15 protein-coding genes are annotated in these 19,714 nt (G+C 76.0%); 7 read left to right on the forward strand and 8 right to left on the reverse strand.

Annotated elements, in window-relative coordinates; translation table 11 throughout:
- Positions 1–2 precede the first annotated feature (2 nt).
- The 4 genes from GA0070603_RS20915 to GA0070603_RS20930 are packed head-to-tail and all read right to left on the reverse strand — an operon-like array spanning position 3 to position 9,699.
- Positions 3–5,705 (reverse strand): type I polyketide synthase, encoded by a 5,703-nt coding sequence (locus GA0070603_RS20915; RefSeq protein ID WP_091316734.1) that lies wholly within the window; start codon positions 5,703–5,705, stop codon positions 3–5.
- Positions 5,706–5,738: 33 nt separating this feature from the next.
- Entirely contained in the window at positions 5,739–6,728 is a 990-nt protein-coding gene (locus GA0070603_RS20920) for an enediyne biosynthesis protein UnbU (protein WP_091316736.1), read from the reverse strand.
- A gap of 29 nt (positions 6,729–6,757) precedes the next feature.
- Positions 6,758–8,656, reverse strand: a complete 1,899-nt coding sequence (locus GA0070603_RS20925) for a CRTAC1 family protein (RefSeq protein WP_091316738.1) — start codon at positions 8,654–8,656, stop codon at positions 6,758–6,760.
- 56 nt (positions 8,657–8,712) lie between these two features.
- On the reverse strand, positions 8,713–9,699 hold the full coding sequence (locus tag GA0070603_RS20930) for a DUF1702 family protein (protein ID WP_167544570.1): 987 nt from the start codon (positions 9,697–9,699) through the stop codon (positions 8,713–8,715).
- A 201-nt stretch (positions 9,700–9,900) separates the two neighbouring features.
- On the opposite strand from GA0070603_RS20930, the gene GA0070603_RS20935 reads away from it, so the two are divergent.
- The 4 genes from GA0070603_RS20935 to GA0070603_RS20950 are packed head-to-tail and all read left to right on the forward strand — an operon-like array spanning position 9,901 to position 13,838.
- On the forward strand, positions 9,901–11,772 hold the full coding sequence (locus GA0070603_RS20935; protein ID WP_139131908.1) for an ATP-binding protein: 1,872 nt from the start codon (positions 9,901–9,903) through the stop codon (positions 11,770–11,772).
- Positions 11,773–12,360 carry a nucleotidyltransferase family protein gene (locus GA0070603_RS20940; RefSeq protein WP_091316744.1) on the forward strand — a complete coding sequence of 196 codons (588 nt, stop codon included), beginning with the start codon at positions 11,773–11,775 and terminating at the stop codon, positions 12,358–12,360.
- Positions 12,353–13,462 carry an XdhC family protein gene (locus tag GA0070603_RS20945; RefSeq protein ID WP_091316747.1) on the forward strand — a complete coding sequence of 370 codons (1,110 nt, stop codon included), beginning with the start codon at positions 12,353–12,355 and terminating at the stop codon, positions 13,460–13,462. The genes GA0070603_RS20940 and GA0070603_RS20945 overlap by 8 nt, the downstream gene beginning before the upstream one ends.
- Positions 13,463–13,472: 10 nt before the next feature.
- Positions 13,473–13,838, forward strand: coding sequence for a VOC family protein (locus GA0070603_RS20950; protein WP_091316749.1), 366 nt, complete (start codon positions 13,473–13,475; stop codon positions 13,836–13,838).
- Positions 13,839–13,896: 58 nt separating this feature from the next.
- Here GA0070603_RS20950 and argS read toward each other — a convergent pair whose 3' ends face one another.
- The 4 genes from argS to GA0070603_RS20965 form a co-directional block, all read right to left on the reverse strand.
- Complete coding sequence (gene argS, locus GA0070603_RS20955) at positions 13,897–15,615, reverse strand: arginine--tRNA ligase (RefSeq protein WP_091316751.1); 1,719 nt, start codon at positions 15,613–15,615, stop codon at positions 13,897–13,899.
- A 282-nt stretch (positions 15,616–15,897) separates the two neighbouring features.
- Positions 15,898–16,956, reverse strand: coding sequence for a tryptophan--tRNA ligase (gene trpS, locus GA0070603_RS20960; RefSeq protein ID WP_091316753.1), 1,059 nt, complete (start codon positions 16,954–16,956; stop codon positions 15,898–15,900).
- An 89-nt stretch (positions 16,957–17,045) separates the two neighbouring features.
- Positions 17,046–17,213 (reverse strand): hypothetical protein, encoded by a 168-nt coding sequence (locus GA0070603_RS31560; RefSeq protein ID WP_167364291.1) that lies wholly within the window; start codon positions 17,211–17,213, stop codon positions 17,046–17,048.
- 86 nt (positions 17,214–17,299) lie between these two features.
- A complete protein-coding gene (locus GA0070603_RS20965; RefSeq protein ID WP_091322160.1) occupies positions 17,300–17,746 on the reverse strand; it encodes a hypothetical protein in 447 nt (148 codons plus the stop codon).
- Positions 17,747–18,032: 286 nt separating this feature from the next.
- Here GA0070603_RS20965 and GA0070603_RS20970 point away from each other — a divergent pair, with 286 nt between their 5' ends.
- The 3 genes from GA0070603_RS20970 (at position 18,033) to GA0070603_RS20980 (ending at position 19,422) form a co-directional block, all read left to right on the forward strand.
- Positions 18,033–18,500 (forward strand): hypothetical protein, encoded by a 468-nt coding sequence (locus GA0070603_RS20970; RefSeq protein WP_139131909.1) that lies wholly within the window; start codon positions 18,033–18,035, stop codon positions 18,498–18,500.
- A 71-nt stretch (positions 18,501–18,571) separates the two neighbouring features.
- Complete coding sequence (locus tag GA0070603_RS20975) at positions 18,572–19,132, forward strand: alpha-ketoglutarate-dependent dioxygenase AlkB (RefSeq protein WP_091316757.1); 561 nt, start codon at positions 18,572–18,574, stop codon at positions 19,130–19,132.
- A 35-nt stretch (positions 19,133–19,167) separates the two neighbouring features.
- Positions 19,168–19,422: an SCO4848 family membrane protein gene (locus GA0070603_RS20980; protein ID WP_091316760.1), complete on the forward strand. Its 255-nt coding sequence runs from the start codon at positions 19,168–19,170 to the stop codon at positions 19,420–19,422.
- Positions 19,423–19,714: the final 292 nt, after the last annotated feature.

The raw sequence follows: 19,714 nt of genomic DNA on the forward strand, positions 1-19,714 counted from the left end.
CCTCACCCCTCCCCGTCGGCGTCCACGGCGACGGCCAGGCTCACCGCGATCGGCCCGGGTGTCGCCGGCACGACCGTCCCGTAGACCGCGTGCCGGCCGGCGTGCAGCGCCACCCAGCCGTCCGGCCCGGTCTCGTCGCGCAGCACCAGCGGTACGTCGACTGCGGCGCCCGCCTTCACCAGCGCCTCCAGCGCCGTCCACACCCGGGTGCCGGCGGTGGCCGCGTCCTCGCCGGTGAGCCGGGCCAGCGCCTCGGCGACCCGCGCCGCCGCCTCGGGCAACGGTGGGGTGGGGGTGACGACCTCCCAGTCGACCCCGACCGGGCGGTCCGCCGCGGCGGTCAGCAGGTGCCCGTCGAGGTGGCTGACGCTGATCCCGCGCCACCCCAGCGGCGTGGCCGGTACGCCGGGCCGGAGCCGGCCGGTGGCGTCGGCGCGTACCTCGCCGCCGAGCAGCCAGCCGGCCAGCGCCCGGCTGCGTTCCCGGTCGCCCCGCCCGGCCGGCGCGGCGGCCAGGTCCACCCGCAGTTCCGGCCGCCAGCGGCGCAGCCGCCGGGTCACCAGCGGCCCGACCAGCTCGGCCGGCCACACGGCGTTCTCCACCGGGCCGACCGCGCGCAGCCGCAGCCCGGTCCAGCGCTCCACCGGCGAGCCGTCCGCGTCGATGACTGTGACGTCGAAGCGGAACTCGTCGCCCGCCTCGGCCACCTGCCGGGCGTGGACGGTCAGGGTGCCCTCCGGGCGGGCGTGGATGTCGATCCGGTCCACCCCGACGGGCAGCACCCGCCGGTCCGGCACGCACGCCTGGAGCAGGTGCAGGAAGGCGTCCCGCACCCCCGGGTCGCCCAGTTGCAGCCGCTGGTCGTGGAAACCGCCGAACCAGGTCCCCGCCTCGGCGTGCACCTCCGCCACGCACCGGTAGGCGCTCAGCCCGTGGTAGCCGGCCACCCGCCGGAACCGGGGGCCGTGGAAGAAGGCCGGGCCGTAGAGCGGCCCGCCGGGCACCAGCAGCCCGGTGGAGGGCGGCGGCACCGGCTCGCCCGAGGTCACCGCCCCGCCGTACGTGCCGGTGAGGTGGTCCACGGCGAAGCCGGTCTCCGCGCTGCGCACCGCCGCCCGGACGGTGCCGTCGGCGCCGGTCAGCGCGGCCACCCGGACCGGCCGGGGCTCCCGGTCGCCGACCGTCACCGGGCGGGTCAGCGCCACGTCCCGGATCACCGTGGGCACCTGCTTCGCGCCGAGCGCGGCGGCGGCCTGGGCCATGGCCTCCAGCCCGAGCACGGCCGGGAGCACCGCCGCGCCGTCGATCCGGTGGTCGTCCAGGTAGGGGTCGGCGCCGAGGGAGAGCCGGGCCTCGCTGACCAGCTCGACGCAGGGCGTGCCGACCAGCCGTGACTCCAGGAAACGGCCGTGCTCCTCGGCGCACTCGTCCCACTCCAGGGTGTCGCTCACCGGCAGCCGGCCGGCCACCAGCACCACCGGCGGCAGCGCCGGCGTGGCGAGCAGTTCCAGCAGCAGGCGGGTGCCCTCGTCGGGCGGGATGGGGCTGACCCCGCGCCGCAGCAGCCCGTCGAGCACGCCGAGCCGGACGCCCATCCCGGTCCCGGACCAGACCGACCACTCGATGCTCAGCCAGCGCACCTGCGGCACGGTCGCGGCCAGCTCCGCGCAGCGCCGGGAGAGGTACTCGTTGGCGGTGGCGTACGCCGCCTCGCCGGGAAGTCCGGCGCGGCCGATCACCGAGCCGAACGCCACGGCGAAGCGCAGCTCGTCGGGGTCGAGCGCGGCCACCACGTGCTCGAAGCCGTACGCCTTCGGGGCGAGGGTGCGGTGCAGCTCCTCGGCGGTCAGGTCGGTCACCGGCGCCGGCTCGTTGCGCCCGGCCGCGTGCAGCAGGCCGCGCACCGGGCCGTGCTCGGCGCGGACGGCGGTGACCGCCGCGGCCACCGCCACCGGGTCGGCCAGGTCGACCGACCGGTAGACCGCGCCGGTGCGGCGGACCGCCTCGACCACCTCCGGATCGTCGGCGGGGCTGCGGCCGAAGAGCACGAGCCGCGCCCCGGTGGCCTCGCCGAGGGCCGCCGCGCAGGCCGCCCCGATCCCCTTCGCGCCCCCGGTGACCAGGCAGACCTCGCCCGGGCCGAGCGGGATCCGCCGGTCGGTGCGGGGCTGCCCGTCCAGCAGCCGGGTGACCGGCACGGTGCGTACGCCGTCCGCGCCGTACACGACCTCCTGGTAGCCGGACCACGGCCGGGACGCCTCGACGGCGGCCAGCCGGACGCCGGCCGGGCCCGGCGGGGTCTCCACCACCAGCACCGGCGCTCCGGTCTCCACGGCCAGGCTGCGGCCGACGGCCGCGCCGACCCCGCCGTGGTGCAGCACCACGAGCGGCCGCCGGTCGCCCGCCGCGGCGCGCAGCGCGGCGACCACGTCGGCGGTCGGGATGTCGGCCAGCCCTGGCGGCAGGGCGAGCAGCCGGCCCGCCGGCGCCCCGGCGTCCACCCGGAACGCGGTCCGCACCGCCTCGGCGTGCGGGTGCCCGGCCAGCGGGCCGACCACCTCCCAGGCGGGCGGCTCGCCGGCGGGGGCGGCGGCACCGGCCGGTCGGGGCACCAGGTGGTGGCGGAACACCCGGACCCAGGGGCCGACGCCGGCGGCGGGCAGCTCGGCGGCGGGTGCGTCGGCGGTCGGCAGCCCCTCGATCGCGGCGGCGAACTCGCCCACCGTGGCGTCGGCCAGGGACAGCGGCGTGGCGGGCAGCGCCCGGCCCAGTTCCCCGGCGATCTCGGCGGCGAGCTGGCCGACCCGGATCGAGTTCAGGTGCAGGTCGGCGAGGAGGCGGGTGCCCGGGCCCACCTCGGCGGCCGGCAGCTCGGCCAGGTCGGCCACGCGGGCGGCGACCAGCTCGGCGGTGCCCCGGCCGTCGGCCGGGCGGGCCGCGACCGGCCCGGCGCTCGCCCGGGGGCGCGGGTCCGGCGTCGCGGCGCGGGGCGCCGGCAGGGCCACCGCGGGCACCTCCCGCTCGCACGGGTTGACCAGGAACTCCCGCTCCCGGTCCCTGTCGAACGGGCGGGTGAAGCGCCCGGCGAAGAAGGGCGTCGCGTCGTCGACAGCGCCGGCGGCGAAGAGCGCCGCGGTACCGGCGGCCATGCCCGCCGCGCTCGCCGCGCCGGCGTCCAGGCTGACCGCGGTACGCCCGGCCGCCTCGGCCAGCGCGCTGAGCATCCGCCCGGGGCCGACCTCAACGAGCAGGTCGGCGTCGAGCAGGCCGAGCGCCTCGCGGAACCGGACCGGCCCGGTGAGCTGCCGGACCAGCACCTCGACCGGGTCCTCGTCGGCCCACCACGCCCCGGTGACCGTGGACGCCACCGGCCGCTCGGGCCGCCGCCACGGGAGCCGCCCGGCGGCCCGGCGCAGCGCCTCGGCGGCCGGGGCCATCAGCGGGGAGTGGAAGGCGTGCGAGACGGCCAGCGGCGTCGCCTCGATCCCGGCGTGCCGCGCGGCCTCGGCGACCCGGTCCAGCTCGGGCCGGGTGCCGGCCACCACCACGTGCCTCTCGCCGTTGTCCACGGCCACCACCGCGCCGGTCCCGGCGGCCAGTTCCCGCGCGGCGGCCAGGTCGGCCCGGAGCGACAGCATCCCGGAGGGCGCCTCGGTCGCGGCGGACATGGCCTCGCCGCGCGCGCGGGCCAGGGCCAGGGTGTCGTCGGCGTCCAGCGCACCGGCCCAGCTGAGCGCGGCCAGCTCGCCGAGGCTGTGGCCGAGCGCGCCGACCGGCCGGGCGCCGAGCCGGTCCAGCCAGCGGATCCCGGCCAGGCTGTCGGCGATGATGGCCGGCTGGGCCACCGCCGTGTCGACCGGTTCCGCCGGCTTCACCCCGGAATCGGGGTCGGAGCCGGTTCCCGCGTCCGCGTCGCCGAGCAGGTGGCCCAGCGCGCCCCGGTCGGCGTGCACCGGTGCGGCCTGGCCGGGGAAGAGCAGCCCCACCCGCAGCGGCCCGCCGACCACGAGGAACAGCCCGCGACCCGCGTCCAGCAGGCGACGGCCGCCCTCGGCCAGGTGCCCGAGCGCCCGGTCGAGGGCGGCGACCAGCCCGTCGGCGTCGCGGACGGCCGCGGCGAACCGGGCCGGGACGTCCCCGCGGTGGGCGGCGGCGAGCCCGGCGGCCAGGTCGGTCAGCTCGGGGCGGGACAGCGCGGTGGCCGCCGCCCGGACCCGGGTGAGCAGCCCGGTCAGCGCCGCCGCGTCCGGGGCCCCGCAGACCACCAGCTCGTGGTCGGGGTGCGGCCGGCTCAACCGTCGTACGTGCGCGCTGAGCGGCCGGGACGCCGACGGAGCCGTCCCGCCGAGCACCACGTGCGTGTTGATCCCGCCGAAGCCCATCGCGCTGACCGAGGCGTACCGCTCGCCGTCCGGCCAGGGCCGGGCCTCGTCGGTGACCCGCAGGGCGCCACCCTCGGCGAGCAGCGGGTGCGGCCGGTGGCAGCCGGTGGTCGGCGGCAGCACCTCCCGGTGCACGGCCAGCACCGCCTTGATCAGCCCGGCCACCCCGGCCGCCGCCTTGGTGTGCCCGATGTTCGCCTTGATGCTGCCCAGCACCGCCGGTGACGCGGCCGGCCCGCGTACGCCGAGCAGCGCCCGCAGTTCCGCCTCGTCGCCGACGGCGGTGCCGGTGCCGTGCCCCTCCACGAGCCGGACCGCGCCGGGCTCGATGCCGGCCCGGTCGTACGCCCGGCGCAGCGCCAGCCGCTGCCCGCTCTCCTCCGGCCGGGTCAGCCCGCCGCTGCCGTCCGACGAGGACGCCCAGCCGAGCAGCCGCCCGTACGGGCGCAGCCCCCGCTCCCGCGCGTACCCGGCCCGGGCCAGCACCACCACGCCGCAGCCCTCGCCGGGCAGGAAGCCGGTGGGGTGGGCGTCGTACACCCGCATCTCGTCGCCGGCCAGCGCGCCGACCCGGGAGAAGCCGACCAGCTCCAGCGGGTCGAGGCTGAGGTCCACCCCGCCGGCCAGCGCCACGTCGAGCTGGCCGGCGGCCACCGCCTCGGCCGCGGTGATCACCGCGAGCAGCGACGAGGCGCAGGCGCCGTCCACTGTGTAGCCGGTGCCGTGGAAGTCGAACTGGTTGCAGATGCGGCCCGCGATCGTGTTTGCCAGCGCGCCGGCCAGGGTCTCGTCGCCGGGCACCGGGAACGGCGCTTTGAACCGCTCCTCCACCCGGTCCAGCAGCGCCGCGACCTCGTCGGTCGCCAGCCCTCCGTCGACCAGGCCGGCGGCGACCGCCCGGCGCACGTAGGGCCAGCGGATCCGCAGGCCGGCGGCCCGGGAGAACTCGCCGGTCAGCGAATTGCCGATGACCACGCCGACCCGGGACCGGTCGGTGCCGGTCCCGTCCGGCAGGCCGGCGTCGACAAGGGCGTCCGCGGCGGTCTCCAGCGCCAGCCAGTGGGACAGGTCCACGGCCCGGAAGGTGCTGCCCGGGATCCGGAAGCGGGCCCGGTCGAAGCGCCAGCCGTCCAGTACCGCGGCCCGGCGGACCGTGGTCCGGTCGGGGCCGTCGCCGCCGTACTCGGCCAGCGGCAGCCGGCCCGCCGGCAGCGGCCGGAACGCCTGCCGCCGGTTGAGGACGTTCTCCCACAGCTGGGTCGGGTTGTCCGCCGCCGGGTAGCGGCAGGCCAGGCCCACGATCACCACGTCGTCGTCGACCATCACGGTCTCCTCGCTCGTACGGAAGGGGCGCGGTCAGCGGGCGGCGGGCACCGGCACCTGGCCCACGTCGACGGGGGCCGCGTCGGCCGGCGGGGTCCCGGCGGGCCGGCCGGCGCTCAGCGCGGGTGTGCCGTTCGCCCGGTCGCGCAGGTTGGCGCCGAGGATCACCAGGGCGCGCAGGCCGCAGACGATCACCAGCGCGAAGAACAGGCCGAACGTGATGTGGGCGAGGACCAGCAGCCCGTAGACGGCCGCCGTGGCCAGGCCGAACACCACCTGCCGGCGCGGGGCGGCCGGCGTCGTGCCCGGGTCGGTGATCATGTAATTGGTGAAGAGGATGAACGCGATACCGGTCATCGGCAGCAGCGCGGCGGCCAGGTGCGCGTCGAAGAACACCGCGCGCAGCACCGCCTGGAGGACGAAGCCGCCGGCCCAGCCCAGGATCAGCGGCAGCCGCCGGGTCAGCTTGCCGTTGAGCATGGTGCCGGCGGCCAGGATGACCAGCGGGATCACCACGTCGACCGGCCCGTCCACGTCCTCGCTGAAGTGGTACGGCGGTGCGATGCTGACCCAGCTGAACAGGATCAGCGTGACGCTGATGCCGAAGTTGCTCGGGTTGAGCACGTGCCGCAGGCTGCCGCGGACCGGCAGCCGGATGACGTACTTGCTGCTCACCGCCACCGCGGCGGCGAACATGGTGGGCGCCAGGCTCTGGTTGCCGTAGAGCAGCATGGCGCAGGCCAGGCCGGCGATGTGGGCGGGCAGCAGGAAGTTCAGCAGGGCCACCGGTCCGCCCCGGTAGCGCTCGGGGCGCCCGGTGGCGCGCGCCTCGACGGTCTCCAGCAGCAGGTCCACCGCGTACGCGATGAGCACCGCCACGACCGGCGTGACGTACGCCTGCTCGAACCCGAGCAGCAGGTGCCCGACGATGTTGAAGACGGTGATGGACAGCGCGAACCGGCGCAGCGCCGTGATCCGTGGGTCCGGTCGGTTCGCCGTACGGGGAGTGGCCTTGTCGGACACGGTCGACCTCCTGTGGCTCGACGGGTCGGCTACGCGGTCGGGGTGAGCACGAGGGTGTGCCACCCGGGGTTCAGGGACCTGGTCATGGCGTGCTGGCCGGCGGCGTCGCGCCAGGTCACCGTGGCGGTGACCGGGCCGGACGAGTCGCCGAGCCCGAAGAGCAGGTCGGGGGAGTTGCCGCCGGTGTGGCCGTTGGCGGGGTAGAGCTGGGCGGTCAGCGCGGTGCCGTCGGCCCGGCGCACCTGGACCGTCGCGCCGACCGCGGGCCGCGGCTTCCCGCCGGGGACGGTGGCCGGGAGCAGCAGTTGCAGCCCGAGGTGGGCGCGGGCCGGGCCGGTGTTGTGCAGGAACTGCGACCGGGCCCACTGGTTGGCCACCACCAGGTCCAGCCGCCCGTCGTGGTCGGTGTCGCCGACGGCCAGGCCGCGGGTGGTGGCGTGCTGCCGGAAGGCGAGCCGGTCGGAGACGTCCACGTACCGGCCGTCGTCGCCCCGCACGAAGAACGGGTTGCGCTGGTGCCCGGCGATGTCGTCGCCGTCGCGGAAGTTCGGCCAGGCGTACGGGTACTGGAGGAACACGTCGTTGCCCATGGCCAGCTCCTGGAGTTCGGCCCAGCGGTTCACCGTGCCGCGCAGGAAGCCCAGCGCCTGCACGATCTCGTCGGTGCCGTCGCCGTCGAAGTCGGCCACCTTGATGTCCCAGGCCCAGCCGGTGCGGGCCAGGCCCAGCCGCTGGCTCTCGTCCCGGTAGGGAGCGTGGTCGGTGAGCGGGGCGGCGTCGGTGCTGACGAACGCGAAGTTGCTCTCCTGGAGCGCGTACGGGGTGGTGATGTTGCTGACCAGGATGTCCGGCCGCTGGTCGGCGTTGAGGTCGGTGAAGGTAACGCCCATGCTCTTGAACGAGTCGTTGCCGAGCACCTTGGACTTCGGCATGTCGGCGTCGCGCCGCCCGGGCAGCTCGGCGAACCGGATCCGGCCCGGCTGCGAGACGTTGTGCAGCAGGTAGTCGCGGCCGAAGTCGTTCGCCACGTACACCTCGGGCAGGTTGTCGCCGTCCAGGTCCTGGCCGCCGATGGCCAGGGTCCAGGAGCGGGCCTGCTCGTCGGTGAGGGCCGCGGAGGCGTCCGCGTAGGTGGGGCGGGCCGGGCCGCCGGCGACGGGGGTGAGGCCGGTGAAGCGCAGGATCCGGTTGCGCCCGCCGTTGCGGGCCCAGGACATCGAGTCCTGCATCCGCATCCGCGGGTCGTCCTTCGCGGCCGCGTCGAGCACCCGCGCCCCGTCGGGGAAGTAGTTGCCGACCACGATGTCCAGGTGGCCGTCGCCGTCCAGGTCGAGCACGTTGGCGGTGGTGCTGTTCCACAGCTCGGTGGGGCGGTCGGTGACGTCGACGGCGGTGAACGCGGCCGGCCCGAACGGCACGTCGGCGCGTTGCAGCCAGGCCAGCGGCGCCCGTCCCCAGTAGTAGACGAGCACATCGAGGCGGCCGTCCTCGTTGAGGTCGGCGGTCGCGCAGCCCATCGGCGCGGTGATCCCCGTGTCGTAGGGCACCCCGGTGGGGCGCAGGGGGAAGGCGGCGTAGCGGGTGGCCCGGTCCGGGGTCGGGGTGACGCTCACCGAGTCGTCCCGGGGGTCGACGAGGCAGGTGTCGTTGGGCAGGCCGTCCCCGTCGAGGTCGGCCAGCGCCGCCCCGGCGCCCACCGAGGAGATCCACGCCCGCAGGTGTTCGAGGGCGGGTTCCACGGTCCGCTGGGTGCGGGCGCCGGCCGGGTCGGCGTTCAGGTCGCCGACGTCGAAGGCGAACCGCCCGGCCAGCGCCCGGCGGTCGGCGGCGCTGGCGTCCGGCAGCCGGGAGGCCAGCCCGAGGGTCGTGGCGATGAGGACGGCCAGCAGCGGGGCGATGATCCTGCGGGCGCGGTGGGGACTGGGCATGGAGGCTCCTTGTCGCAGGTTCAGCGGTGGGGACGCGGGAAGGCGGGGACGCCCGCTCAGCCGGCGACGTGCCGGGCGGCGAGCCGCTGCACGCGGGCGCGCCACTCGCCGTAGTCGGCCGGGGTGGCGCCGGCCCGGTCCAGGCCGTGCCGGGCCTGCCAGGTCCACTCGGCGGCGGTGTCGGCGGACACCCCGGTCAGGGTCCGGGTGGCGGCGTCGACCGCCGGGCCCGCGGTGCCGTCCGCCCGGCGGGCCTCCGCCGCGAACGCGGCGCCCTGGGCGAGGGCGGGCCGGTGGTTGCCGGCGAGCCGCAGCAGCAGGGCGTGGTCGTCCGGGGAAACCCCGTTGGCGTACGTGGCGGCGAGGCCGACGCCGCTCCACACGTCACCACGGTGCGAGGCCGGCAGGCCGCTGATCCGCTCGGCCAGGGCGGCCGGGTCGCCGCAGTCGCGGAACCAGAGGCAGCGACCCAGCCCCTGGTAGCGGATGGCGCAGGTCGGGTCGCAGGGCTTCCGGTGCCGGCGCCAGCCCGCGAGGGTCGGATCCTTGACGAAAAAGACCTTGAAAAAGCCATAGCCGTCGTACGCCAGCCAGCGGAGCAGGCCATTCTCCGATCCGAGGCGGCCGAGCCGCCCCAGCGCACCGACCGAGACGGCGTCCAGCTTGGCCAGCGCCCAGCCCGCGCCGACGTGCAGCAGGTAGTCGTGGCGCGGGTGCCCGCGCAACTGGGCGGCGAAGCGGCCGTGCCGCCGGGGCGACAGCCGGTCCAGCAGCACGGCCGACATGGCCGACCCCTCGGCGGCGAATCCGCGCAGGTCAGCCGGGATGCCGTCCAGTGTGGTCGGCTGCCCGTACGGCGTGTCCAGGCCGCGGTTGTAGCCGTCGAGGAAGGCGGTGGCGGCGCGTTCCAGGACGTACCTCGTCTCAGGGCGGTCGGTCCGGAAGCCGCGGTTGGCGAAGTCCACCAGGTCCGGACTCAGCGCCAACCGGCTCCGCCAGCCGCCGGGTCGGTGCACCCCGTCCCGCGTGAGCGTCGATGTCATGTGCTCCCCCTTGGTCTGCGCCCGGCGCAAGTTCCACACCGGGGGTGGCAAACATGAAGCAGCCTGACACGAGCGGTATGCAGCATTCTTGAAGCGCATATAGTGGGACGCTCACGCCCCGCAACGATCCATGTCTGGAAAGTGATCGCCGCAGTGCCTACGCTGCGGGGGAGACAGGCGACTGGAAGGATCACCGGTCCCGTGAAACGTCAGCTGTCGGTCACCGTGCTCGGCACGGTCCAGGTCCACGACGGCACCGCCCCGGTGGATCTCGGCCCGTCGAAGCAGCGCGCCCTGCTCGCCCTGCTGGCCCTCCAGGTGGGCGAGAACATCCCCGTCGGCGCGCTCGCCCTGGCGCTGTGGGGCGACAACCCCCCGCCCAGCGGCAGCCACCTCCTGCACACCTACGTGGCGCGGCTGCGGCGGGCGCTGGAACCCGGCTCGCCCCGGCACGCCCGCACCAACGTCATCGCGTCGTCGCCCCGGGCGTACCGGTTGCAGCTCTACGCCGACCAGGTCGACCTGACCCGGTTCCGCCGGCTCGCCGAGGCCGCGCGGGAGCTGATCCGCCGCGACCGGCGGTCCGCCGCCTTCGAGCTGCTGGACGCGGCCGTCGCCATGTGGACCGACCCCGACCTCACCGACCTGCGGGCCCTGCTGCCCGGGGAGGAGGCGGTCGCGGCGCTGCGCCGCGAATGGGTCACCGCCTGCCTCGACCTGGTCACCCTCGGCCTCGAACTCGACCGGCCCGCCGCGGTGCTGGCCACCGCGGAACACCTCGCCGCCGCCGAGCCGCTGCACGAGGCGGTGCAGGCGCGGCACCTCACCGTGCTGGCGCGCACGGGCCGGCGGGCGGCCGCCCTGGACCGGTTCGCCGGGATCCGCGCCCGGCTCGCCGCCGAGCTGGGCATCGAACCGGGCCCCGAGCTGACCGCGGCCCACCGCGAGCTGCGGGACGGCCCGGCGGCCGCCCGGCCGGCGGTCCCGCCGCCCGGCTGCGTGGCGAGCCGGCCCCGGCCGCCCTGGCGCGGCACCCGGCCCGGCGCGACCGAGCTGATCGGCCGGGAGACCGACCTGGCCCGGGTGACCGGGCTGCTCACCGACCACCGGGTGGTCACCGTGGCCGGGCCGGCCGGCTGCGGCAAGTCGGCGCTGGCCCTGGCCGCCGCCCGCCGGGTCCACCCCGGGTACGCCGACGGCGTCCTGTCCGTCGACCTCGCCGCGGCCCGCACGCCGGACGACGTCACCCGGGAGATCCGCCGGCTGCTCCGCCTGCCCGAGCGGGGCGGCCTGCCCCGGCTGCTGGCCGACCGCCACCTGCTGCTCGTGCTGGACAACGTGGACCACCTCACCGACAGCTGCGCCGGCCTGGTCGACGACGTCGTGCAGGTGGGCCGCCGGGTGTCGGCGCTGGTCACCTCGCGGGAGCCGCTGGGCCTGGCGTACGAGTCGGTGTGGCGGCTGCCGCCGCTGCCCGCGCTCACCACCGGCCCGGACGGCGTCCGGGGGATGCCGGCCGTCCAGCTCTTCGCCCGCCGGGCGGCCCAGGCGCGTCCCGGCTTCGAGGTGGGCGCGAAGGAGATCGGCACGGTGGCGGTGATCTGCGGGCTGCTCGACCGGCTGCCCCTCGCCGTCGAACTGGCCGCCGACCGGATGGCCGACGAGAGCCTCGACGAGCTGCTGCGCCGGCTCGACGACCCGCTGACCGCGCTGCGCCGGCCCGACCGGCGGGGGCGGCCGGCCCACCAGACCTCGCTCTCCGCCGCCCTCCAGCGCAGTCTCGACTGCCTCACCCCGGCCGAGCGCTGGTGCTTCGTACGGCTCGGCGCGCTGCCCCGGCTCTTCGGCCTCGACGAGGTGGACCGGGTCTGCGGCGCCGCGCCCTGGTGGCGGCTGCGGACCAGCGTGGTCCTCGACGGCCTGGTGGCGAAGTCCCTGGTGACGGTCCGCCACCACGCCGGCCGCCCCACGTACGCGATGCTGCGCACCGTGCACCAGTTCGCCGCCCGGCTGCTCGCCGGCGAGCTGGGCCAGTACGGCAGCGCACCGGCCCTGTCCGCGCGGGTGGGCTGAATGTCGCCGCCCCCGGCCGGCGTGCTGCTCGCGGCCGGTGCCGGTCGCCGGTACGGCGGCCCGAAGGCGCTGGCGCGGCACGCCGACGGCCGGCTGCTGGTGGAGCGTGCGGCGGGGATGCTCAGCGGCGGCGGCTGCGCGCCCACGGTGGTGGTGCTCGGCGCGGCCGCGGCCGAGGTGCGGGCCCGCGCCGACCTGCCCGGCGCGCTGCTCGTGGACAACCCGGAGTGGGCCGGCGGGATGGGCTCCTCGCTGCGCGCCGGGCTGGCCGCGCTGGCCCGCACGGACGCGCCGGCGGCGGTGGTGCTCCTCGTCGACCTGCCCGGCGTCACCGCGGCGGCGGTCCGCCGGGTGGCCCGGCACGCCACTGCCGACAGCCTGGTGACGGCCGGCTACCCGGCCGGCCGCCGGGGCCATCCCGTGCTGCTGGGCCGCCGGCACTGGCCCGGTGTGGCCGCGCTGGCGGTGGGCGACACGGGTGCCCGGGCCTACCTGCGGGCGCACCTCGACGAGGTCCGGGTGGTCGACTGTGCCGACGTGGCCGACGACGCCGACCTGGACGTGCCGGCGGGGCGGACGGATGCGTGACGTCCTGCCCGACCTGCTGCGCTGGTGGCGTGCCGGCGTGCCGGTCGGCATGGCCACGGTGGCCCGCACCTGGCAGAGCGCCCCGCGCCGGCCCGGTGCCACGCTGCTGGTCGGGCCGGACGGCAGCGCGGTCGGCAGTGTCTCCGGCGGCTGCGTGGAGGCGGCGGTCTACGAGCTGTGCCGGGAGGTCGTCGCCGACGCCACGCCGCGGTCGGTCCGCTTCGGGGTGAGCGACGACGACGCACTGGCCGCCGGCCTCACCTGCGGCGGGACCGTCGAGCTGTACGTGGAGCGGGTCGACCGGGAGAGCTTCCCGCAGCTCGACCGGGTCGCCGCCGAGGTCGCCGCTGGCCGGCCCGTGGCGGTCGCGACCTGTGTGGACGGCCCGCCGGGCCGGCGGGGCCGGCGGATCGTGCTGGACGCCGAGGGGCGGCACGGCAGCCTGGGCGAGCCGGCCGTGGACGCGGCGGTCGCCGCCGAGGCGCGGGCGCTGCTGCGCGCGGGCCGCTCCGGCGTGGTCCGCCCCCGGCCGGTCGGGGAGGAGCTGTCCGTGCTGGTGGTGGCCGCTCCGGCGCCGGCCCGGATGCTGGTCTTCGGGGCCGTCGACTTCGCAGCCGCGGTGGCCCAGGCGGGCCGGTTCCTCGGCTACCGGGTGACGGTCTGCGACGCCCGGCCGGTCTTCGCCACCCCGCGGCGGTTCCCCGGGGCGCACGAGGTGGTGGTCGACTGGCCGCACCGCTACCTGGCCGCCGAGGCCGCGGCCGGCCGGGTCGACGCCCGGACCGTGGTCTGCGTACTCACCCACGACGCCCGCTTCGACGTGCCGGTCCTGCGCCACGCTCTCGACCTGCCGCTGGCGTACGTCGGGGCGATGGGCTCCCGGCGCACCGCCGAGGACCGGCGACGCCGCCTGCGCGAGGCCGGCGTGACCGAGGCGGCACTGGCCCGGCTGCGCGCCCCGATCGGCCTGGACCTGGGCGGGCAGACGCCGGAGGAGACCGCCGTCAGCATCGCCGCCGAGATCGTGGCGGTGACGCGCGGCGGTGGCGGCGTCCCGCTGTCCCGCCTGGCGGGCCGCATCCACGCGGACGCGCCCCGCTAGGGTCCGGCTCATGAGCGTGCATCCCCGCGTCGTCGCCGACGACTTCCCGGCCACCCTCCGCTTCTACGCCGACCTGCTCGGCGAGCCGGAGAAGGTCGTCGCCGAGTTCGAGTACGCCAGCTTCGACGCCGGCGGCGAGACCGTGCTCGCCGTGCTGGGTCGCCGGGCGGCCGAGGCGGTGCTGCCGGTGGGCCGGGGGGACGGCGGCGTGCTCGTGGTGGTCCCGGTGCCGGACGTCGACGCCACAGTCGCCGCCCTCCCCGCCGGCACGGTCGTCGCCGCGCCGGCCGACCGCCCCGGCTGGGGCGTCCGCTCGGCCTACCTGCGCGATCCGGAGGGCAACCTGGTCGAGGTGCAGACCTGGCTGCCGCGCTGAGCGACCCGGCCCCGCCGCCCGGCGCCGTCCGTTCGGGCGGCGCCGGGGCAGCGGCGGATCACAGCCGCTCCGGGGTGCGGATGCCGAGCAGGTGGAGGCCCTGCCGGAGCACCCGCGCGGTCAGGTCGCAGAGCACCAGCCGGCTCTCCCGGACCGGCTCGTCGGCCCGCAGCACCGGGCACCGCTCGTAGAACGCGCTGAACGCGGCGGCGAGCCGGGACAGGCAAGCGGTCAGGTGGTGGAACTCCAGGTTCTCCGCCACCGCGCCGACCACCGCCCCGAAGCCGACCAGCTCGAAGGCGAGCGCCCGCTCGGCCGGATCCACCAGCGAGACCGGTGCCTCGGGCCGGGCCGCAACCCCGGCCCGCCGGAAGATCGACCGGATCCGGGAGTGGGCGTACTGGAGGTAGGGCGCGCTGTTGCCGTCCAGCGACAGCATCCGCTCCCAGTCGAGCACGTAGTCCTTGTGCCGGTCGCTGGAGAGGTCGGCGTACTTGACCGCGCCGATGCCGACCGCGCGGCCCACCTCGGCCGCCTCGGCCTCGCCCAGCTCCGGGTTCCGCTCCCGGGCCAGCGCGGTGGCCCGGGCCACCGCCTCCTCCAGCAGCCCGACCAACTTGACCGACCCGCTGGCCCGGCTGCGCAGCATCCGCCCGTCGGGGCCGAGGATCGAGCCGAACCCGACGTGCTCGGCCCGGGCCGGCGGGGCCAACCAACCGGCCTGCGCGGCGGCGGCGTAGACCATCTCGAAGTGCCGCCGCTGCGGCAGCCCGACCACGTAGAGCAGCCGGGTCGCGCCCAGCGTGCCGGTCCGGTGCCGGATCGCGGCGAGGTCGGTCGCCGGGTAGCCGTACCCGCCGTCGGACTTGCGCACGATCAGCGGCAGCGGCTCCCCGTCCCGGCCCACCGAGCCGGGCGGGAACACGCACGCCGCGCCGTCGCTGGACCGCAGCAGCCCGAGCCGGTCCAGGTCCTCGACGACCGGGCCGAGCAGGTCGTTGTAGCTGCTCTCGCCGTGGAAGTCCCGCTCGGTGAGGGTCACGTCGAGCAGGTCGTAGACGGTCAGGAAGTAGCGCTCGGACTGCTCCACGAGCAGCCGCCAGAGGCGCAGGGTGGTCGCGTCGCCGCCCTGCAACGCCACCACCCGCTGCCGGGCCCGCTCGCGGAACGCCTCGTCGGCGTCGAACTTGGCCCGGGCCGCCTTGTAGAACGAGTCCAGGTCGCCCATCGACAGCTCCTGCGCCGCCTCGGCCTCGCCCAGGTCGACCAGGTGCTCGATCAGCATGCCGAAGGGCGTGCCCCAGTCGCCCAGGTGGTTGGCGCGCAGCACCCGGTGCCCCAGCCACTCCAGCAGCCGGGCCGCCGCGTCGCCGATCACCGTCGAGCGCAGGTGCCCGACGTGCATCTCCTTCGCCACGTTCGGCGCGGAGTAGTCGACCACCACGGTCTCCGGCGCGGCGGCCTCCGGCACCCCGAGCCGCGGGTCGGCGGCCAGCGCGGAGACCAGCCCGGCCAGGGCGTCGTCGGCCACGGTCAGGTTGAGGAAACCCGGCCCGGAGACCTCCGTGGCGCTGCACAGGTCGGCCAGTTCCGCGCGCTCCAGCACCTCGGTGGCGATGGCGCGCGGCGGCCGGCCGAGCCGCCGCGCCAGCGCCAGCGCCGCGTCCGACTGGAAGTCCGCGCGCTGGGAGCGCCGCACGACCGGGTCCACCGGCCCGCCGGCCACCGTGGCGAACGCCGGCGCCAGCCGGTCGGTCAGCAGTTTCTCCAGATCCATGGGTACGCCGATCTCGCTCGGATCCGCCGCTCGCGGATCACCGGACGGGGATGCGGGCGGACCGAGGACGATCGGCGATGACCGGCGGCTCGATCCGCCGGTCGCAGTGAGGAATGCTCAGCGCAGGCGGTCGCGGGACCGCCGGCGTCGCAGCACGCCGACCAGGACGTCGGAGGACGTCGTCGGGTACGCGTGCGAGCTGGTCATGCGAGCAGCCTAACCGGCCGGCCCGGGGGCGGCGCAAGGCCGTACCCGGGCCGGCCGGCCGGCGTACCCGACAGCTCAGGCCGGCGTGCCGACGGCCTTGCGGTAGCGCTCGGCCCGCCGCCGCACCTGGGTGTACGCGCTGGTCAGGCCCATGGCCCGGCGCACCTCGACAAGGGTGCGGCGCACCTGCGCCCGGGTCCGCTCGGTGCCCTCGACGATCAGCTCGTCGACCAGGCCGCGCTGCCCCTCGAACCGGGCCCGCCGCTCGCGGACCGGGTCGAGGAACCGGTTGAGCGCGCCCACCAGTTCCTCCTTGACCTCGACGTCGCCGACCCGGCCGGCCCGGTAGCGCGCCTTCAGCTCCTCGACCGTCGCCCGGTCGGTGTGGAACACGTCGAGGTACGCGAAGACCGGGTTCCCCTCGACCGTGCCCGGCACGTCGGCGCGGACCCGGTTCGGGTCGGTGTACATCCCCAGCACCTTGCGCCGCACGGTGGCCGGGTCGTCGGAGAGCGCGATGGCGTTTCCCTTGCTCTTGCTCATCTTCCCCGCGCCGTCGGTGCCGACCAGGGTGGGCGTCTCCGACATGATCATTTCCGGCACGGGGAAGACCTCGCCGTAGAGGTGGTTGAAGCGCCGGGCGATCTCCCGGGTCACCTCGACGTGCGCGGCGTTGTCCTTCCCCACCGGGACGACCTGCCCCTTCACGCAGAGGATGTCGGCGGCCTGGAGGACGGGATAGCCGAGCAGCCCGTACGGCATCTCCTCCTTGCCGGCGTCCCGGCTCATCTCCTTGAGCGACGGGACCCGTTCCAGCCGGGGCACGGTGACCAGGTTCTGGAACAGGGTGTTCAGGTCGCCGACCTCGGGGATCGCCGACTGGAGGTAGAAGGTGGCCCGGTCCGGTTCGACACCGGCGGCGAGGATGTCGGTGACCATCTCGCGGGCGTTGTGGGAGACCTGCTCGATGTCCTCGCGACTGTTGCGCGTGGTGAGCATGTGCAGGTCGGCGATGATGAAGAAGCTCTCGTAGTGCTGGTGCAGCTTCACCCGGTTGGCGATGCTGCCGACGTAGTGGCCGAGGTGCAGCCGCCCGGTCGGGCGGTCACCGGTGAGCATCCGTGCTGCGGACATGGTCGTACGCCTCTCATGGCTGGTCGGTGGAGGACGCGCGGGCGCGCGGAGGCGACCCGGGGTGTGCCCGGATCAGTGGGGGTGGCTCGTCAGTGCGAGCGCCGCCATCGCCCGCCGGCGCGGAACCGCAGCCCACCGGCACGGAGGACGTCGAGGATCTGCTCCCGACCGTCGTCGACACGGGCCGGGAGAACCGGAGCGGCAGCCGCCGGGAGACCGTCGAGGGTCTCCGGGGCGCAGGTGCTCGGCCGGACCATGCCTGACACGGTAGCCGGTCCACGGCTCCCCGCGCAGACCGGAACGCGCGACGGCCGACCGGCCGCCGCGCGTCCTCCCGCCCTGGTCAGCCCCGCCGGTAGCTCTCGGTGTAGTAGTTGCCAACCTGCTCGCGGTATTCGGTGCGGCCGAAGTCGTCCGGGTCGAACGCCGGTGACTCCTTGACCTGCTCCCGCGTCCGGTCCACGTGCACGACGCGCTCCAGGTGGTCGACCCGGGCCACCGTGCCGACCGGCAGCAGCACCTTCCGACCGAAGATCCACGGCCCGGTGTCCACCACCAGGTAGCCGGCGCCGGCGTCGTCGCTCGCCTGGTCGATCGCGCCGATCCGGCCGTCGGTCGCCTCCACCAGGTAGCCGGTGAGGTCGATCGGAGTGCCCGGGCCGGGCGCGTCGGGGCCGTCGTCGGCGCCACCGTCCGACCGCTGCCGCGGCACGTCGTCCGGGCGGGTCTGCTCGTAGCCGCCGGCGAGGGCGGACGGGTCCCGCCAGATCCACGGATTGAACGGCTGCATGGTGGCCACCTCCGGCTCTCGTCGTGTCGCCATCCGAACAGTGCCCGAACGTCCGGTGCGGGAAACACGAAGGCAATTCCGAATTCATCGGGATGCGTTTATGCGAGATACCTCATAATCGGCGCCCGCCGATCGACTCCACCGCCTCCGCCCAGGTGGCGGACCCTGTCCCGGTCGCCCGGCACACCCGGAAACGAACCGGAGTGGCCACCGCGCACATTCGTCCAACCCGGCGCCGACACCATTCTGATCACGGATCCGTCGGCACCAGGGAAAGGGAATGCAGATGCAGCGGCTCATTCGACGAATCGGGATCGCGGCGGCCGTGGCGGCCGTCCTCGTCGGGGTGGCGGGGACCGGCGCGCAGGCGGCGGCGGTCAACCCGTACACCCCGGAGGCGCTCTGCGGCCCGGGCTTCGTCGCCGTCGACCAGGACCCGATCCACGACACCGCCACCGGCGCGCGGCTCGGCACCGTCCACCTGCTGCGCAACCCCCTCACCGGGTACGGCTGCACGGTCACCCTCAAGTCCGCGTACGTCGGGACGCTCACCGGGACCCGCGTCTACCTGGATCCGGAATGGACCGCCTTCGGCGTCGACGACGGCAGCCGGCGCTACGCGGCCGGCCCGGTCCACCGCTACATCGGCGCGGGTTGTGCCATCTGGGGCGGGTCGATGACCGACCCCGCCGGCGCCGTCCACCAGCACGACCGCGCGAACCCGGCCATCGGCGGGGCGGTCACCTGCTTCTGACCCACCGGGCGGCGGGCCGGTTTCGCGCGGCGCGCGGGCCGGCCCGCCGATACGTTCGCCTCGTGGGCAGGATGCGCGGCATTCACGAGCGGCCGGTGGGGCTCACCTACCAGCCGGACCTGGTCGACGACGACGAGGAACGTTCCCTGCTGGCCACCCTCGACGCGCTCGACTTCCACGAGGTCCGGATGCACGGGCAGATCGCCCGGCGCACCGTCCGCCAGTTCGGCTACACCTACGACTACGGCTCGTTCCAGCTCACCGCCGCCGAGGCACTGCCGGTGGCGCTGTGCGGGGTGCGCGAGCGCTGCGCGGCGCTCGCCGGTGTCGACCCCGAGGCGCTCGCCCAGACCCTTGTCACCCGCTATCCGCCGGACTCCGTCATCGGCTGGCACCGCGACGCGCCCGCCTTCGGGCCGACAGTCGTCGGCCTCTCGCTGGGCTCCGCGTGCCTGTTGCGCTTCCAGCGCTCCACCGGGGAGAACCGCCGGGTGTACGAGCTGGAGCTGTCGCCCCGCTCCGGGTACGTGCTCACCGGGGCGGCCCGGTCGGCGTGGCAGCACAGCATTCCGCCAGTCCCGGCGCTGCGCTACTCGCTGACCTTCCGCACGCTCCGGTCCCCGCGCTCCTGACCTGGGCCGACGGGCCGCTGGCATACTGGCCAGCCATGGTGTTGTCGCGTGGCTGGTCGCTGTTCCTGGTCGGGGTCGGAGTCTGGACCTGGGTGATCTGGCCGAGGTTCGCGGTCGCCATCTGGAACGACCCGCGGGCGTGGTCGGCCGGCACGGTCGGCGAGGGCAGCCCCACCAGCTTCCTGTGGGTGCACGCCCTGCTCATCGCGGCCTCCCTGGCCATCGGCACGACGGTAGGGGTGCTCGGTGTCCGGGGCTGGCTGGCCTCCCGCCGCCGGCCGACCGCCTGAGGGCTCGCGCCCGCAGCCCCTCTGAGCAGGGAAGATAGCCCGGCGGTGATGGTGTGACGCGGGACGCTACCCCTGGATTTGACGATCAAACCCGAATCCGCGTAACTTTCTCTCTGCCAGCGCGGAACGGGGCAAACGGGACGAAGATCCCGAGGGCCACGGACCGGGCCAGGCGCCGGAACCACCGAGGTCTCACCTCGACGGAGCCGGGCCGGGCGGGGCTCGCCGAAACGCCGCAGGGCGGATTTGGCGGAGCGGAACCGACCGGGTAAGGTTGACGACCGGCAGGGCA

The sequence above is a fragment of the Micromonospora chersina genome, assembly GCF_900091475.1.
Taxonomy (GTDB): Bacteria; Actinomycetota; Actinomycetes; order Mycobacteriales; family Micromonosporaceae; genus Micromonospora; species Micromonospora chersina.

Bases quoted from the DNA above. Each gene is read 5' to 3' on its own strand.
- argS (WP_091316751.1), bottom strand. From the start codon at position 15,615: ATGGATCTGGAGAAACTGCTGACCGACCGGCTGGCGCCGGCGTTCGCC.
- trpS (WP_091316753.1), bottom strand. From the start codon at position 16,956: ATGTCCGCAGCACGGATGCTCACCGGTGACCGCCCGACCGGGCGGCTG.
- GA0070603_RS20925 (WP_091316738.1), bottom strand. From the start codon at position 8,656: ATGCCCAGTCCCCACCGCGCCCGCAGGATCATCGCCCCGCTGCTGGCC.
- GA0070603_RS20915 (WP_091316734.1), bottom strand. From the start codon at position 5,705: ATGGTCGACGACGACGTGGTGATCGTGGGCCTGGCCTGCCGCTACCCG.
- GA0070603_RS20970 (WP_139131909.1), top strand. From the start codon at position 18,033: ATGCAGCGGCTCATTCGACGAATCGGGATCGCGGCGGCCGTGGCGGCC.
- GA0070603_RS20980 (WP_091316760.1), top strand. From the start codon at position 19,168: ATGGTGTTGTCGCGTGGCTGGTCGCTGTTCCTGGTCGGGGTCGGAGTC.
- GA0070603_RS20950 (WP_091316749.1), top strand. From the start codon at position 13,473: ATGAGCGTGCATCCCCGCGTCGTCGCCGACGACTTCCCGGCCACCCTC.
- GA0070603_RS20940 (WP_091316744.1), top strand. From the start codon at position 11,773: ATGTCGCCGCCCCCGGCCGGCGTGCTGCTCGCGGCCGGTGCCGGTCGC.
- GA0070603_RS20930 (WP_167544570.1), bottom strand. From the start codon at position 9,699: ATGACATCGACGCTCACGCGGGACGGGGTGCACCGACCCGGCGGCTGG.
- GA0070603_RS31560 (WP_167364291.1), bottom strand. From the start codon at position 17,213: ATGGTCCGGCCGAGCACCTGCGCCCCGGAGACCCTCGACGGTCTCCCG.
- GA0070603_RS20945 (WP_091316747.1), top strand. From the start codon at position 12,353: ATGCGTGACGTCCTGCCCGACCTGCTGCGCTGGTGGCGTGCCGGCGTG.
- GA0070603_RS20975 (WP_091316757.1), top strand. From the start codon at position 18,572: ATGCGCGGCATTCACGAGCGGCCGGTGGGGCTCACCTACCAGCCGGAC.
- GA0070603_RS20965 (WP_091322160.1), bottom strand. From the start codon at position 17,746: ATGCAGCCGTTCAATCCGTGGATCTGGCGGGACCCGTCCGCCCTCGCC.